At 23.0% G+C, this 17,056-nt stretch carries 12 protein-coding genes and 2 tRNA genes; 11 read left to right on the top strand and 3 right to left on the bottom strand.

All coding sequences use genetic code 4. The features are described from left to right. Positions 1-76 precede the first annotated feature (76 nt). The 3 genes from EXC47_RS03025 to EXC47_RS03015 all read left to right on the top strand — a co-directional run bounded on the left by EXC47_RS03025 (position 77) and on the right by EXC47_RS03015 (position 6,125). Positions 77-1,168 (top strand): IS30 family transposase, encoded by a 1,092-nt coding sequence (locus tag EXC47_RS03025; RefSeq protein WP_129647008.1) that lies wholly within the window; start codon positions 77-79, stop codon positions 1,166-1,168. Between the two features lie 310 nt (positions 1,169-1,478). Further along, a complete protein-coding gene (locus tag EXC47_RS03020; RefSeq protein ID WP_129647006.1) occupies positions 1,479-5,864 on the top strand; it encodes a PolC-type DNA polymerase III in 4,386 nt (1,461 codons plus the stop codon). A gap of 184 nt (positions 5,865-6,048) precedes the next feature. Continuing rightward, positions 6,049-6,125 (top strand) — tRNA-Arg (locus tag EXC47_RS03015). A gap of 75 nt (positions 6,126-6,200) precedes the next feature. Here the strand turns inward: EXC47_RS03015 and EXC47_RS03010 are convergent. Continuing rightward, complete coding sequence (locus EXC47_RS03010; RefSeq protein ID WP_129647004.1) at positions 6,201-7,505, bottom strand: hypothetical protein; 1,305 nt, start codon at positions 7,503-7,505, stop codon at positions 6,201-6,203. Positions 7,506-7,612: 107 nt separating this feature from the next. Here EXC47_RS03010 and EXC47_RS03005 point away from each other — a divergent pair. Continuing rightward, positions 7,613-7,688 (top strand) — tRNA-Arg (locus EXC47_RS03005). 32 nt (positions 7,689-7,720) lie between these two features. Here EXC47_RS03005 and EXC47_RS03000 read toward each other — a convergent pair. Both EXC47_RS03000 and mnmG read right to left on the bottom strand, forming a co-directional pair. Then, entirely contained in the window at positions 7,721-8,173 is a 453-nt protein-coding gene (locus tag EXC47_RS03000; RefSeq protein WP_129647002.1) for a 23S rRNA (pseudouridine(1915)-N(3))-methyltransferase RlmH, read from the bottom strand. Then, entirely contained in the window at positions 8,160-9,998 is a 1,839-nt protein-coding gene (mnmG, locus tag EXC47_RS02995; RefSeq protein ID WP_129647000.1) for a tRNA uridine-5-carboxymethylaminomethyl(34) synthesis enzyme MnmG, read from the bottom strand. The genes EXC47_RS03000 and mnmG overlap by 14 nt, the downstream gene beginning before the upstream one ends. Before the next feature lie 94 nt (positions 9,999-10,092). On the opposite strand from mnmG, the gene EXC47_RS02990 reads away from it, so the two are divergent. The 7 genes from EXC47_RS02990 to EXC47_RS02960 all read left to right on the top strand — a co-directional run bounded on the left by EXC47_RS02990 (position 10,093) and on the right by EXC47_RS02960 (position 17,041). Continuing rightward, positions 10,093-12,249, top strand: a complete 2,157-nt coding sequence (locus EXC47_RS02990) for an SGNH/GDSL hydrolase family protein (protein ID WP_129646998.1) — start codon at positions 10,093-10,095, stop codon at positions 12,247-12,249. A gap of 14 nt (positions 12,250-12,263) precedes the next feature. Continuing rightward, entirely contained in the window at positions 12,264-12,605 is a 342-nt protein-coding gene (gene rbfA, locus EXC47_RS02985) for a 30S ribosome-binding factor RbfA (protein ID WP_129646996.1), read from the top strand. 110 nt (positions 12,606-12,715) lie between these two features. Then, positions 12,716-13,783 carry a YihY/virulence factor BrkB family protein gene (locus EXC47_RS02980; RefSeq protein ID WP_129646994.1) on the top strand — a complete coding sequence of 356 codons (1,068 nt, stop codon included), beginning with the start codon at positions 12,716-12,718 and terminating at the stop codon, positions 13,781-13,783. A gap of 119 nt (positions 13,784-13,902) precedes the next feature. Beyond that, positions 13,903-14,622, top strand: coding sequence for a UMP kinase (gene pyrH / locus EXC47_RS02975; RefSeq protein ID WP_129646992.1), 720 nt, complete (start codon positions 13,903-13,905; stop codon positions 14,620-14,622). Continuing rightward, positions 14,622-15,173, top strand: coding sequence for a ribosome recycling factor (frr, locus tag EXC47_RS02970; RefSeq protein ID WP_129646990.1), 552 nt, complete (start codon positions 14,622-14,624; stop codon positions 15,171-15,173). The genes pyrH and frr overlap by 1 nt, the downstream gene beginning before the upstream one ends. A gap of 75 nt (positions 15,174-15,248) precedes the next feature. Next, positions 15,249-15,761 carry an MAG0490 family ComEA-like DNA-binding protein gene (locus tag EXC47_RS02965; protein WP_129646988.1) on the top strand — a complete coding sequence of 171 codons (513 nt, stop codon included), beginning with the start codon at positions 15,249-15,251 and terminating at the stop codon, positions 15,759-15,761. Then, on the top strand, positions 15,686-17,041 hold the full coding sequence (locus tag EXC47_RS02960; RefSeq protein WP_408634257.1) for an MAG0480 family ComEC-like protein: 1,356 nt from the start codon (positions 15,686-15,688) through the stop codon (positions 17,039-17,041). The genes EXC47_RS02965 and EXC47_RS02960 overlap by 76 nt, the downstream gene beginning before the upstream one ends. Positions 17,042-17,056: the final 15 nt, after the last annotated feature.

The raw sequence follows: 17,056 nt of genomic DNA, 5'->3' as shown, positions 1-17,056 counted from the left end.
CCTTTTTTATGCAAAAATTAAAAAAGGGTGTTTTTTTATATAAAAAAATCCCAAGAAAAACTTGAGATCACAGCAAATGAATTATATTAAAATTAATTATAAAATAAGAAGCATTATAGATATTAGTTTAAATGTTGAAAGAAAAACTATTTCAGAAATAGCAAAAATTTTAAATATTTCAAGACAATCTATTTCAAATGAAATAAAAATAAATTCTGATTATTGAGGTTATAACTCTGAATATGCAGAAGTAAAGCATAGAAATAGAGAAAAATGAAAAAATCATTTTAAATTTATAAATAAAATGAATTCATATAAACACTACTCTAAAGAGTTTAAAAACAAATATAACAAAAAAACTTTTAGCGTTGAACTAACACATTTATATATTAAAAATAATTTTAATTTTAAGATACCAAGCATTAAAACAGTTTATAACTGGATAAATTCAAATTTATGAGTAATAAAGCGAAAAAATATTTTGAGGAAACAATACACAAAAGGCGGAAAAAGGGATGGTGGACCTGCTTATAAAAGATTAGTTGGTGCTAGATGAGTCAGACCGTTTTGAACAAGACCAAGAGAAATAAACGAAAGAAGTACTTTTGGCCATTGGGAAATAGATTTAATTGTAGGAAAACAAAAAGCAGGGCATTCACACATTCTATCATTTGTCGAAAGATACAGCAGATATGGTATTTTGGTAAAAGTTGACAGTAAAAACCCTTGGTATATTGCTTTAATATTATTTGAACTAATAAAAATATACAATTTAAATGTTAAGTCAATAACATCTGATAATGGATTTGAATTTAATTCACTTTTTATAATTGGATATAAGTTAAAAATTTTTATTTATAAGGCAGATCCTTATGCTTCTCAGCAAAGAGGAACAAACGAAAATTTTAATGGATATGTTAGACGTTTTTTTAAGAAAAAAACTGATTTTAATTTAATTTCTAATAATGAAATTTTAAAAGTTCAACGAGAAATAAACAATATTCCAAGAAAAATACATGGTTACTTAAGTGCTTCTGAAATGTATGCACTTTGTGAAATAAAAGAGCCTGGTCTAAATATACCATTAAACGAAAAACTTTACAGTTGACAAAATAAAAAACGAGAAAGTAACGGTTCAAGAAATAAATTCTGGAAAACTAAAAAATAGAAAGGAAAATGTCTTAAGTTTTTCTTTTTTTATTTCTACTTTTTTAAAAAAAGTAGCAAAAATAAATAATAATAAACTGCGTTGCTGTACTTTTTCAACCACTAAAAATAGGTGTGGTGAACCACTGCTTGTATTTTTGATTACCCGATAGTAATATTTGAAAATAATATATAAAAATGGTAACCAAATTATATTGGTTACCATGTAAAGATGTAAATTACAATTTAGCAAGCAGTTAATAACTGCTTTTTTTCTTATTTTTTTATTTATAAAATAAAAATAATTATAACTTTGATATGATTAAAACATTATGGACTATTTAAATTATAATGTTAAAAAATTTCATCTTTTTTGTGAAAGCGTTCAAATAAAAGTACCGGAAAATTTAAAAAACACTGAACTTTTAAATCTTGAATACAAGAAAAACACTGATGAATTTAATAATTTTATTGATTCTATTTATTTTAAATTAAAATTTAATGATTTTATAACTCCTTCTGAATTCATTTTTATTTATAAAGAAATAAAAAGTAAAAAAGATATTTTTAAAATTGAAGTAGATTTTATAATGTCGAAAATTCAATACACAAAAGAAAGTATTATTGATTTTATTAATGTTTTAATTAATGAAAAAAATAAATTTAACAAAATACTTAAATTAAATTTAAATGAAATTTTAGAATTAAAAAATAATGAATTGATTATTAAACTTGATAATAATGAATTTAATTATTACAAAGAAATTTTTGAATCAATTCATGAAAAAATAAAAAAATTTGGTTTTAAAGAAATTATTTTTACGTTTATCAAAAACGAAGAAAAACAAGAATATGTATTAGAAGAAAATATTCAAGAAAAAAATGAAAAAATAAAAAAAATGTTAGATCACTTTTCTAATAAAGCAATAGAAATTACAAAAAATAATTCATACCCTGAAAATAAATTTAGAAATCCTAAAAAAACATTTGCAAATATAAATTATCAAAATATTTCATTAGAGAAAATTAAAGATGTCGATAATAATTCATATGTAAGTTTTGTGGGCGAAGTTTTTAAAAAGGACAAAAAACCAGTTTATAGAAACGGCCAATCTTCATTTACATTTTATGTTTCAAATTATAAAGAAGCCGTTAAATGCAATTGATATTCAAAAGGCGAATTTAAAAGAGAAGATCTTGATTTAATAGAAATAGGTAATTGAGTAAAAATTAACGCTCAAATACCTTCTCTTGAAAGAGTTTCTAGAGGTTTTTTTGTTTATGTTAATACAATAACTTCTTCTAATTCTTTGTTTGAAATAAACATAGATAATAATCCAATAAAAAGAATAGAATTGCATGCTTGCTCAAAAATGAATACAATGGATGGATTAATGCAACCAAATGAAATTGTAGAAAGAGCTAAAAAACTCGGTATGTCGTCTGTTGGAATAATGGATTTAGATGGGGTTCAAGGTTATCCCGAATTTTATCTAGCTTGTAAAAAAAATAATATTAAAGGTATATACGGTGCAACTTATTCAGTAATAGATGACTATAATAAATCTGTATACGGCCCTATTTTAAAAGGTAATATATCAGATTTTGAATTTGTTTCTTTCGATATTGAAACAACTGGTTTAAGTCCAAGATTCCATGAATTAATAGAATTTGGGTCAATAACAGTAGATACTAATTTAAGAAAAAAAGATAAAAATCAATTTTTTGCAAAGCCTAAGAATAAATTATCTCAATTTACAATAGATTTAACAAAAATTACTGATAAATTAATCGAGGACGAAGGTTTCTCAATAAAAGAATCTCTTTTAAAAATTTATGATATTTTAAATAATAAAGTTGCCTTAGCACACAATGCAAGATTTGACTATAACTTTTTAAAAGAACAATTTAGATTAAATGAAATTCCTTTTCCTAATGTCACTGTTATAGACACATTAGCAATTTCTAGAATGTTAAACCCTGAAAAAAGAAGTCATAAATTAGGTCAAGTTGCAAATAGACTTGGAATTGATTATGATTCTGAAATTGCTCACCGTGCAGACTATGATGCAAATGTTTTAGCAGATATTTGAATTAACCTTTTAAACGAATTAAAAAAAATAAATATTAATACATTTGAAGATTTAACAAAATATACTTCAAAAGAATTTGAATCAAGAAAATATCCAAATGAAATAAGTACAATAATTAAAAATACTAACGGTTTAAAAGAGCAATATAAACTTATTACAAAGAGTTTAACTGAAAATTATAATAATGGTCCAAAAACTTATTTAAGTACAATTCAAAATATTAATAGAAATAATATATTAATAGGTTCAGGCACTCTAAAATCAAGATTGTATGATAAATATTTTTATTCATGTCAAGAAGATTTTTTAAAAGAATTAGAAATATATGATTTTATTGAAATATTACCACCTCAAAATATGAAACATTTTGTGGATAGAAATATAATTACCGAAAATGACTTACTAAAAGGAATAGAGGAAATTATACACTTTGCTAAGAAAATGAATAAGCTTGTTATAGCAACATCTGATGCTAGATATTTAGATGATAAAGATAAAGAATTTTTTAAAACATTGGTTTATGCAAAAGGAATAAAAAACGTAAGACACTATTTATACGATTCAGACTTTAAATATGATTTACCTTTGCCAGACCAAAAATTCTTAAATACTCAAGAAATGATTGATTCTTTTAACTTCTTGAATAATAAAGAATTAGTTAACGAAATAGTTATTGAAAACCCGAATAAAATTAACGAAATGACTGAAGATTTACAAATCATAAAAGAAGGTTTATTTACACCTAAATTTGATAATTCTGATGTCAAACTAAGAGAATATGTTTATAAGACAGCCCATGAAATATATGGAGAAAATTTACCTCCGCTAATTAAAGATAGAATTGAAGCAGAAATTAACCCTATCATTAATTATGGTTTTAGTGTTATTTACTGAATTACTCACAAACTTGTTAAAATGTCTGTAGATCAAGGGTATGTTGTTGGTAGTCGGGGATCTGTTGGTTCTTCATTTGTTGCAACACTTTCTGGCATTAGTCAAGTTAATCCCTTGCCACCTCATTACATTTGTAAAAAATGTAAGTTTTTTGAATTAGTCGAAAATCCAGAAGTTAGAAATGGTTATGATTTAGATGACAAAGAATGCAATAATTGTGGTGAATTGGTAAAAGGTGAAGGCCATAATATACCTTTTGAAACTTTTTTAGGTTTTAAAGCCGATAAAGTTCCTGATATTGACTTAAACTTTTCTGGTGAATTTCAAGGTAAAATACATGATGAAATCAAAAATATATTTGGGGAAAATCATACTTTTAGAGCTGGCACTATTCAAACTGTTGCTGAAAAAACTGGATATGGTTATGCTAAAAACTATATGGAAGAAGTTAACAAGGATTTTTCGGACTCATTTGCCTTATTTATAGGAACGAAATTAGAAAAAATTAAAAGAACAACAGGCCAACATCCTGGAGGTGTAATAATAATTCCTAAAGAATTTGAAGTTTATGATTTTACACCAGTAAATTATCCTGCTAATGATACTGAATCTTCATGATTTACAACACATTTTGATTACCATGCTATACATGATAATGTATTAAAATTTGATATGTTAGGGCATGATAATCCCACTATAATAAGAAAACTTCAAGAATATACTGGAGTTAGCGTTGATGATATACCTCACAAAGATGAAAAAGTTATAGAATCTTTTATAAATATTGAAGCTTTATCAATAAAAAAAGAGCAAGTTCAAAACGAGCCTACTGGCGCATTAGGAATTCCTGAATTCGGAACTAACTTTGTTAGACAAATGTTAGTACAAGCTAAACCAAAATCATTTGCTGACTTAGTATCTGTTTCTGGATTAAGCCATGGGGAAAATGTTTGATTAGAGAATGCTCAAGACTTAATTTTAAAACAAGGCTTAAAAATTGATGATGTTATTTCTTGTCGTGAAGATATAATGTACATGTTAATAAACAAAGGTGTAGAAAACTCATTAGCTTTTAAAATAATGGAAAAAATACGTAAAGGAAAAGGTTTGACAGACGAAGAAATTGATTTATTAAAAAATCATAATGTTCCAGAATGACAAATAAAAAGTATGAATAAAATAGTTTATCTTTTCCCAAAAGCTCACGCTGTTGCTTATGTGTTAATGGCTTGGTGGATTTCGTGATTTAAAGTATATTACCCTCTAGCTTTTTATGCAAGTTATTTTGCAAGTCATGCAAGAGCAATAGACATTTCTAATATGGTTGATAAACGTAATGGGACAAAAGTAACAACCAAATTAATTGAATTAAAAAATAAGAATTCTGATTTAATTTCAACAAAAGAAAAAGACTTAATACCTGTATTAGAAATAACAGAAGAACTGTACGCAAGAGGAATGTATATCGAACAAATTGATATTGAAAAATCTCAAGCACATGAATGAATAGTTGATAATGATAAAAATTGTTTAATACCTCCTTTTGATTCAATAGATGGTTTAGGGCCTGCTGTTGCAGAATCTATAGTTCAAGCTAGAAATGAGTCTCCTTTTAAATCAAAAGAGGATTTTAAGAATAGAACGGATGTAAATAAAACTCTTTTTGAAACTATAAAAGCTATGGGTATTTTAAAAAATCTTAATGATACAGATCAATTTACTTTATTTTAATTTCTATTTATTTAAAAAAGTCACACAAAAAGTGTGACTTTTTTAGTATCCCGTAAAATTTAGTTTAGAAAAAAATTATTAATGTTTGATTATTATTTGCTTATTACTATACAAATTTTTTTAAATATTTATTTTTAATTATTTTTATAAAAAAATACATTTTTTTGGTAAAATAATTATACGTGGTCGCGTAGCTCAGCAGGATAGAGCACAAGCCTTCTAAGCTTGTTGTCAGAGGTTCGAATCCTCTCGTGATCGCCATTTTTTTATTTTAAATAATTAAAAAAAGAAAATATGTTTATTGAAATATATTTTCTTTTTTTATAAATAAATTATTTATTTAATAGGAAATTCATTTGCTGTGTTTTTATAATAATCTTCTAATTCTAAATTTTTAAACTCTACAAAAGAATTTGACATATCTTTAGAAATTAAATAATAATATTTAAAATAAATATCATTTGAAAGTTGTCTTCATATATTTGAATAATTAATTCTATCTAAAACATTTACATTTTTTAAATTTTCAATTTCAAACACATTTTCTTTTTTATTAATTATTTTATTTTCGTTAATTAAATATGGTATTTCTAATCCGGCTATTGTTGAATTATTAATATAGTCTAATTCAAAAAAATCAAATTTATTTTTTAATATTAAAAGGCTATTGTTTTCAAAATTAATATTGTTTATTATTTCAGAAAATTTTATTTTATTTTTAGCAAATTCAATATCCTCTAATATGTCTTCGCCATCATCTATTATTTCTAATTTGTTAAACAAAATAGAATCACTATATAAATTGTCAATAATTACGTCATTTAAAATTTCTTTTTTGTCGTCATAATTTGGTAAAAACTTTTTAACAAAATTAATTTCTGTATTTTCCTTATTTACCTTTTTTAAAGTGATTTCAGATATATCATTTATATTTTTTAAACTAATATTATTTTGCTTATCTAAATATAATATTTTACTTTTATCATCATAATCATTTAAACTAAATTGAATAAACGGGGTTAATTTATTATCTTTAGCTAAAGTAATTAATTCATATTTATTGTCTTCAATATTATACATGACCTTAACTAAATCATATTCAGCAATTACTGCTAGTATTTTTTCAAAATATTTTAAATACAAATCATTTAAAAAAGATAATCCTTCGCTTAACAATAAAAAAGTTTCTTTATTTAAAAAAAGTTTTACAATTTGGTCTAAATCTTTAAAATTACTATTGTTTTTAAATCTTAATCAATTAATAGCATAATTGCTTTTTTTAAGAAAATCTAATAATTTAGAATTACTTTCAATTACTTTATTTACTATTATTTTATGTATTTCTGTTTTAATAAATTCTAATTGTTCAGCAAAATTATCAATTTTTGTTTTTTCAATTTGTTTTAAAATATTTTCTTCAACATTATTAATAATTTCAACTATAGAATTTTTGTCTTCATATTTTAAAATATCTGTTAACCAAATTTTTTCTTTCACGGTATTATTAAAAGATTTATATTCTTTTGCAAATTTTTCTTTTTCACTATTTTCTTTTTTTTCGTTATATGAACAAGAAACGGAAATAATTGACAATAAAGAAGCATTAATTAGTAATATATTGTTTAACTTTATTTTTTTCATATGTTACCCCTTTAACGCTTTAAATTGTACTATACATTTTCCATGTTTTTTTCATAAAAATATAATAACTCAAATAATTATATATAATATAGTTTACAAGATTGTGTGTTCATGTAGCTCATCTGGTAGAGCACAAGCCTCCTAAGCTTGGGGTAACGGGTTCAACTCCCGTCTTGAACGCCATTTTTTTGTTTTAAAAATAAGTGCAATTGCACTTATTTATGATACTTTTTATTATTTATTATCATATATGATCTATAAATTTGTTCCACTAACATAATTCTAAATAACTGATGTGGAAATGTCATGTTAGAAAAAGAAAGTTTTAATTTATAAGGTATTGATTCTTCTACAACTCCATCAGATCCACCTATTATTATTGAAATGTCTTTATTTTTATTATTTAAAAAAATATTTGAAAATTCTAAACTATCAAATTGCTTTCCTCTAAATGAAGTTAAAATAACATAAGAATTAGGAATTATAGATTCTAAAATTAACTTAGTTTCTTTTTCTTTTTTTAAATCTATATTTTTTTCTTCACTAAATTCTTTAATTTCCACAAATGAAAAACTTGAAAAGTGGTTAATTTGTTTAGCATAATCTTCAAACAAAAATTTAAATTTAGGCGATAAAGATCCAACAGAAATTAATTTAATTTTTGTCATTTTTTTTGTTTGATTCTAAATAAAACATTAACATTTGAATATCAGCTGGATTTATACCACTAATTCTTGAGGCCTGACCGATTGTTTCAGGTCTTATTTTATTAAGTTTTTGTCTTGCTTCAATAGCTATATTATTTATTTTTTCATAGTATATATCATTAGGTATTTTAAAATTTTCTAATTTTATAACCTTTTTAGCATCAGCTTTTTGCTTTTCTATATACCCATATAAACGAACCATTATTGTTAGTTCTTGAACAAATGGGAAATCAGGTATTAAATCATACGGATCAACATCGGGTCTGCTTAAAACATTTAATAAGTTAACGCCATTAAAAATTTTATATTTTTCTGCAACTTTGCTTTTAGAAGATAAATAAGTGTTTTGCAACCTTTCAATTTCTTCATCTATCATCTTATACTTATTTAAAATTTGATCATATTGTTTTTTGCTTATCATTCCTGTTTTATAGGCATATTCAGATAAACGAATGTCAGAATTATCATTTCTTAAAAGTAATCTATATTCTGCTCTTGATGTAAGCATTCTATATGGTTCTTTTGTGCCTTTTGTAACTAAATCATCTATCAATACACCAATATAGCCATCATTTCTTAAAATAGTTATTGGTTCTTTTCCTTCTAATTTTTGTCCTGCATTTATACCTGCTATTAATCCTTGTGCCGCAGCTTCTTCATAACCGCTTGTACCATTTATTTGTCCAGCGGTAAATAAACCTGGAATAATTTTTGTTTCTAATGATATTTTAAGCTGCATGGGATCTATAGCATCATATTCAATAGCATATGCTCATTTTTGAACTTTTGCGTTCTTAAGACCAGGAATTGATCTTACCATTTTTTCTTGTACCTCAATAGGCATTGATGTACTTAAACCGTTAACATATGTAATTTCACCGTCAGCTGTTTCTGGTTCAAAAAATATTTGATGTCTTTCTCTGTCTGGGAATTTAACAATTTTGTCTTCAACACTTGGACAATATCTTGGGCCAATACCCTCAATAAGACCAGAATACATAGCTGATTTATCAATATTATCTCTAATAATTTGATGGGTTTCAGGTGTAGTATATGTTAAATAGCAAGCTATTTGTTTTGGAAGTTTTACATCAGACCTATTTGAAAAAGATAGATTTGTGTCTTCTAAAATTTCTTCTTCAACTTCAGAATAATCAATAGTATTTGAATAAATTCTTGGAGGAGTTCCAGTTTTTAATCTTTGTAAATTAAATCCATTTTTAATTAAACTTTGACTAAGCAATGGAGTGGTTTTTTCACTATCTGGACCACTTACAGTAACAGATTCACCTCTTAATATTCTTGAATTCATATAAGTTCCTGTTGTAATAACACAAACAGTAGCATAAATATTTCCATTCTTTTCTGTCTTTATTCCTTTAAAAGAATTATCTTCATTCAAAATAAGTTCTTCAGCCACATCTTCTAATAAATCAAGATTTTCTTCTTTTATAACACTTTCATAGGCTAATTCAGAATATCTTTCTTTATCTATCTGTGCTCTTAAAGCTCTTACCGCTGGGCCTTTTGACATATTTAACATTTTAAGTTGAATCATAGATTTATCTGCTCAATAACCTTGCATTCCACCTAAAGCATCAATTTCTCTTGTTATTATTCCTTTTGCTGGTCCGCCTATTGAAGGGTTGCAAGGCATCATACCTAATTTTTTTGAGTTAAAACTAATTAATAAAGTTTTATGACCTTTATGTGCCAATGCAAAAGCAGCTTCTAATCCTGCATGGCCACCACCTATTACAATAGCTTCGTATTTTTTATTATTCATAATAAAAATATTTTATATTTTTTTATAAAAATAAATAGTATTTTATTGATCTTATTTATAAAAATTAAAGTTTTTAAAAATGTATAATTAAAATATGAATAAAATAAAATACTTGGCGATAGGCGATTCAATTACACAAGGCTTTAATAACACAATTGGTTCAGGAACTTGTGGAATTAAAACTGAATCAAAAATAATAAAAGGTTTTTCTTTTCCTGACTTTTTTATAGATATTCTCGAAAAATACTTTCATTATTTAAATAAAAATGATATCGATATAGAATATGATAATTTGGGATTATCAGTTTTAAGATCTGTTGAATTAAATGATATTTTAGAAGAAAATTTTTCTAATGATTTTATTTCATTGATAAAAATGAATAAGTATATAGAAAAAATGGCCAATTTAAATATACAAGATGATATTTGAAAAATTAATAATGAATTATCAAATAAAGAAAACTTTCTTTTAATTTCTAATAAATTTAAAAATAAAATAAGAGAAGCAAATTTAATTACTATAACTATTGGTGGAAACGAATTTCAAAGTTCAATTCCTTTAGATTTAATAAGAGAATTTGTTTCTGAACCAAATTATTACAAACAACAAAAATTAAAAATTGCTCTTGTTAACAAAATAAAAGAAATTATTTTAAAAATAAAATTAGATTATATTAAATTAGTAAAATTAATAAGAAATATTAATCCCGAATCAAAAATAATTTTATTAAATTACCCGTTACCTTTTTTACCAATTCTAAAAAAATATGATTTTGAATTAAAAAGAAAAAATTTTAAAATTTTTAATAATTTTATCGATAAATTTTCAGAATTAGGTAGTGACGTAATTTCTGAAATTGCCAATGAAACTAATTCTTTTTATTGCAATATTTTTAATAAAAAGTTTTGATTTAAAAAATCAAAAATTTTGTTTTCTAATGCATTTGATTTTCACCCTTCTATTTATGGCTACATGGAAATAGCAAGAGAACTATTTAATTTTTGTATAAAGAATAGATTAATTAATGAAGAACTGAATTACGACTTAAAATTTAAAAAATGATTGAACTTTAATAGAAATATATTTTTTCACAAAAGCATGTTTTTAAAAAATAAAAATAAATATTTAAATATAGATCCTTTTTCAAATATTGAAAATAACGTTGTATTTATATTAAGGGCTTGGACTCAAAATAATAATAGTTCTAATAATCCTTATATAAGACTTTTTAGAGAAGAATTGAGAAAAACTTGAAACAACCAAAGATCTTATTTTATAGCTAATAAAGAAAATTATCTTTCATCGACAGTTTTAGTTGTTGATTACATATTGCTTTTATTAAAACAAATTGACAAAAAGAGCACTGTTTATGAATATTTCAAAAATAATTTAATTAATGAAGAAAATTTAAAAGAGATTTCTCAAAAAATTATTTTTAATAATGAAATTGCAAAATTATTTACAAGTGCTGAATATTGTTTTAGAAAAAATTCAAAGAAACCTTTTTCAGTTTTTTTGAATAAATTTATTTCTGCAAATATTGATGTAATTTTTAAAATAATAAAAGAAACTATATCAACGAGTAAACAATTTAATAAAAAAATAGTAGATTTTATTGAATTAATAATTAAAAATCTAGATAATGAAAAAATATTTATATTAGGTAACAATTCAGTATCTATTTTATTAGAAGTTATTTTTGAAAATAAAGAATTTATAAATCTTATTAAGCCATTATTTAATAGTATTATAAGTGTTATAAAAAACATAAATATATTTAAATCATTTGATGAAATTATTAATTATTTTATAAGTGAAAATACAAAGAATATCAAAATTTTAATAAAAAAAATAATAGAAATTATTTTCAATAAATTTAATGACGATTTCGAGACATTAAGTAAAATATTTTTAAATATTTTAAATTTGAAGTCGACAGATTTAAACAATAAAGAATGAAAAATGCTTGATTTGTTTTTATTAAAATTAATAAATTATGTTAAAAAAGAACAAAATGTTGAATACATTATAGATGTTTTTATAAAAGTAAGTAAAAAAGTTAAAATAAAAGATGCAATTGATTTTAATAATAATTCTGCATTAAACCATATTAAGAAAATAAGTAGAAAAGTGATAAAAACTATAAATTTTTCTTTTTTCAAAAAAGAAAATATACAAATTATTAACTTGTTATGAAACTTTTTATTAATTAAAATTATTAATAAGATTAGAAAGTTTTTTAAATGATAAAAAAGGAGAATTAAATGAAAAGTATAAACGTATTAAAAAGGGAATCACAAATAAAACAGCTTATTGCTTCTATTATTATGAATGATTTAACTAATTCAAATATATATAATCCTACTTTAATTGATTGCGAACTATCAGCTGATTTATCTCATGTTAAAGTTTTTATGGCTTTTGAAGATAAAGAGCTAGCTGGCTTAGAAGCTCTAAAAAATGCTAGCGGGTATATTAGAAAAATACTATCTAAATCATTAAATTGAAGAAAAGTGCCTGAAATTCATTTTTATATTGATGAAGTTGAAAAAGAAGGACAAAAAATTAATAGAATTTTAGAAATGATAAAAAATGAACAAAAATAATACATTAATTGTGTTATTTTTTATTTAAACTTATAAAAAAGGTTTTTTCGTAATTATTTGTGCATTATAAAAAGTATTTATAAAAAGCATTTTTTTAATATAATTAAAATATGAATTTTAAGAAAAGTGATAACGATATAATTTTTTCAAACAATAATATAAAAAAAATTGAAAAAGAATACAATAAGAGACTTAAAACCTCAAGATTTAGTAAAAATATAATTCCTATCCAAAAAGATCGTTTTGCTTTTATTGAAAAAATAATTAAATTTTTTATAAAAATAATAATGTTTATAGCTCTTCCTAAAACCGCTAGAAAAAATAAGATAAAAACAAAAGAACTTATCGATAGAGTTTATACTAGATTCATGAGTAGAGATTTTGCTTTTATCCCTGCTTCATTTGCCTTTTACTTGCTAGCCTCTTTTATACCGATTGTAACTTCTGTTTACTTGCTTCTAAGAATAATGCCATTAGATATAGCTGATTTATTTTTAAGTGAAATTTTAGGTAGAATAATTCCTGGTGTTAGCACTTTTGTAGATTCTCTAAAAATAGAAAGTACCGCGCAAATATTAACAATTGGCGCTTTATATTTAGCTACTTTATGAGTTTCTTCTGGAGGGTTTGCAAAGTTTATTTATAGTGAAAACTATATATATAAACATGAAAATACTGGTAATTGATTTATAAATAGAATAAAAGGTTTCCTTACTGTTTTCGGAATAACAGTCTATATTTTTATAACTATTGCAGTCTACTTATATATCTATAAAGCAACTGGTTTGGTTGAAGCTGATTCATACAAAAAGTATTTATATTTTTATATAACTTTTAGTTTCTTCTTATTAATAACTTTATATATTGGTTTTTCTTTATTATTTAAAATAACACCTGCATTTAAACTTCCTTTCTACTTAGTTTTACCTGGTTCACTTATAACAACAATTCCAACAACTTTTTTTATAACATTATTTGGTTATATCTTTTCTGCAGGAATAATTAATTATAATCAATACGGGATTTTTGGAACCATTATGTATATAGCTCTTTTAATATCTTTTGTTTCTTATTTTATGTACTTAGGAATTATTGCAAACGAAAGTTACTATAAAACTTATTATTCAACTTATACAGTTAAAAAGAAAGTATGATCATTTAAAATAATTAAATTTTAAAAGCTTTTTTCATTGAAGCTTTTTATTTTTTTATACTATAAAATAATAAATTTAATTTAAAAAATAACTTTTAATTTATAATTAAAAATATAATGATATCTTAATATTCGGGAGAATAAATGCAAAAATATAAAAGAATTTTAATTAAACTTTCTGGAGAAGGATTAGTAAATAAAGAAAAAAGATTAGCTATTGATTATGAATTAGTTAAAGATGTTGCAAGACAATTAAAAACAATTATCGATAAAGGCGTAGAAGTTAGTGTAGTAGTAGGTGGTGGTAATTTTTGAAGAGGTGCCAGCGCTGAAAAAAATGGTATTCCAAGAAATAGAGCAGATTACATTGGTATGATAGCAACAATTATGAATGGATTAGCGTTAAAAAGCGGATTTGAAAACTATGGTTTAAAAGCTCGTGTTCAATCATCAATTGTAATAGATCAAAAAGTTGCTGAAAATTATATTAACGAAAAAACAATTAAGTATCTAGAAGAAGGGGAAATTGTTATTTTTGTTGGCGGAACTGGTAGACCATATTTTACAACAGATACAGCTGCAACATTATTTGCTTCTGAAATTGGAGCTGAAGTTATTTTAATGGGTAAAAATGGGGTTTCAGGAGTTTATGATTCAGATCCAAAAACTAATCCAAATGCAAAAAAATATGACAAAATTTCTTATGATGAAATTTTAGATAAAAAATTACAAGTTATGGACTTGACTGCAACAAGTATGGCTAGAGATAATAACATTAGTTTAATGATTTTTAACATAGCTGAAAAAGATGCTATTATAAGAGCTCTCGAAGGTACAATTGAACACACAGAGGTTACAAAATAATGGAATTAGATTTATATTTATTACAATTTGAAGAAGAAAGTGAAAAAACTTTAAATCACTTTGTTTTCGAACTTTCAAAAATTTCAACAGGTAGAGCTAATCCGCAAATTTTTAAAGGAGTTAGAGTTAATTATTATGACGCTTTAACACCACTTGAAGAATTAGCTAATATAAGTGTTCCAGAACCACAACAATTGCTTATTAAGCCTTTTGATATGTCTTCAGTTAAGGACATTATTAAAGCCTTAACTTTAGCAAATTTAGGAGTAAACCCAATTGATGAAGGTGATAAAATAAGAATAAATTTCCCAGCATTAACCACAGACAGAAAAAAAGAACTAGCAAAAGGGCTTTCAAAATATGCAGAACAAGCAAAAGTTGGAATCAGAAATGCAAGACAAAATGCAAATAAAAACATAAAATCAGATGAAGAACTATCTGAGGATGAACAAAAAAGATACTTGGATATAATACAAAAAGAAGTTGACAAAAAAATTGAACACGTTGTTGAATTAACTTCTAAAAAAGAAAAAGAAATAATGTCATTTTAATTAGAATAATAGACAGTTTGTCTATTATTTTTTATTTTTTTATTAAATAAAAATAAAAAACGTAATTATTAATATATGAAAATTAAAAAAATTTTAATAATAATTTTAACTGCAATTGGAATAATTGGTTCAATTAGCACAATTGGTTTTTTGCAAAATAGAAATATATCAATTAATAAAAATATAAACAAAAACAATAATGTTGCTGTAGTTGTGAAAGGGAATGTTAAATTTCCTGATACTTATTATGTTGAAAAAGGAATAAAAATTAAAGATGTCTTAAATATTGCAAATTTATTAAATGATTCAGATATATCAAATATTGAATTAGAAAAACAAATTTATTTAAATGAAACAATATATGTAAAAAAAACTAATAATTTAAATGTAGGTAGAGAAAGTAAAATTTATTTAAATGATTTAATTAATAACCAAAATATCTATATAAAAGGAATATCAAGCAATATTATTAAAGAAATACAAAAAATTGTAAATATAAATAAGATAATAACATGAGATGAAATACAAAATATAAAAGGTGTTGGTCCAAAAACATTAGCAAAATTAAAGAACATATTAGTTTTATAAATTTTGATATTTTAGCCCTACTTTTTCCTTTATTATTACATATAATTTTAACGTTTAATAATAATTTGTTTTTTATAATCAATTTTATACTTTATATATTGTTTATTTCGATTTTTAATTTAAAAAGTTTAATATATGTTTTAATATCTATTTTGATTTACATTTTTTTAAAATTATCTTCAAACCAATTTTACATTAAAGAAGGAAACTATAATATTACAGGATATATAACAAAAACATCACAAAATTTTTCTATAATAAATACAGACGCGGGAAATATGATTTTATATAAAAAAAATCAATTTCTTACTAGTGGAAGCAAAGTAAATTTTAATGCAGATATTATTATAAATAATAGTATAAATTCTTTTACATTATCAAACAACATTAAATACGAAATAAAAAATATTGATTTAATAAATCAAGAAAAAAATTATGAACCAATAATAAATAAAATTAAAGAATTTGGATCAAAGTACAAATATTTTAAACAATTTTGAAAATTAATCGTTTTTGGATATATTGAAGAAATGGAAATTTACAAAAATATAAGTGAGTTAAATGTAGTCCATTTACTTATTATTTCAGGTATGCACTTTGATATTTTATTTAATATTATTTTTTGAATTACTAAAAAAATAATATTAAAAATTCCTAAATTTCGTTTTTTTAATTACACTATTTTGTTATGTTATATAATGATGCTAAATAATTTTGTTAGCGCATTAAGAGCTTTTTTTATCACAATAATAAAAAATGAAAAAAAATACTTTAATATTATTTCAGGAATTAATAAATATAATGGTTTAATTATAATTCTGTGAATTATTTTCACTCTTCAAAATAATTTAATTTTTAATTATGGAACTATTATTAGTTTTTTAACTTCATTTTCAATATGTGTATTAAATGAGTTGATATCTTTAAAAAATAGAATAATAATAAAAATTAAAACATTTATTATTTTTATTATTATTTATTTAATAAATTTGCCTTTTTTAATTGCCATTTCGGAAAAAATTAATATTTTTGGATTATTATTTTCTATACTGTTGACACCTTTATTTGAATTTTTATACATAATTTCAATATTATTTTGGTTTAGTCCAATTTTTTTAAATTATTGCTATTATATATTTTATAAATTTATTATTTTTCTAATTTATTTTTCAAATCCAATAATTAATAAATATATACTAGATTTAAATTTTATTTTATATTACACTTATTCTGTAGTTTTTTTATTTTTTGTTTTAAGAAGTGTAAAAAAACTAGCCTAATGGGCTAGTGGTATA

The organism is Mycoplasmopsis maculosa (assembly GCF_900660665.1).
Lineage (GTDB): Bacteria > Bacillota_I > Bacilli_A > Mycoplasmatales > Metamycoplasmataceae > Mycoplasmopsis > Mycoplasmopsis maculosa.
The sequence above is the reverse complement of the archived record's forward strand: the minus strand, read 5'-3'. Positions and strand labels throughout refer to the sequence as shown.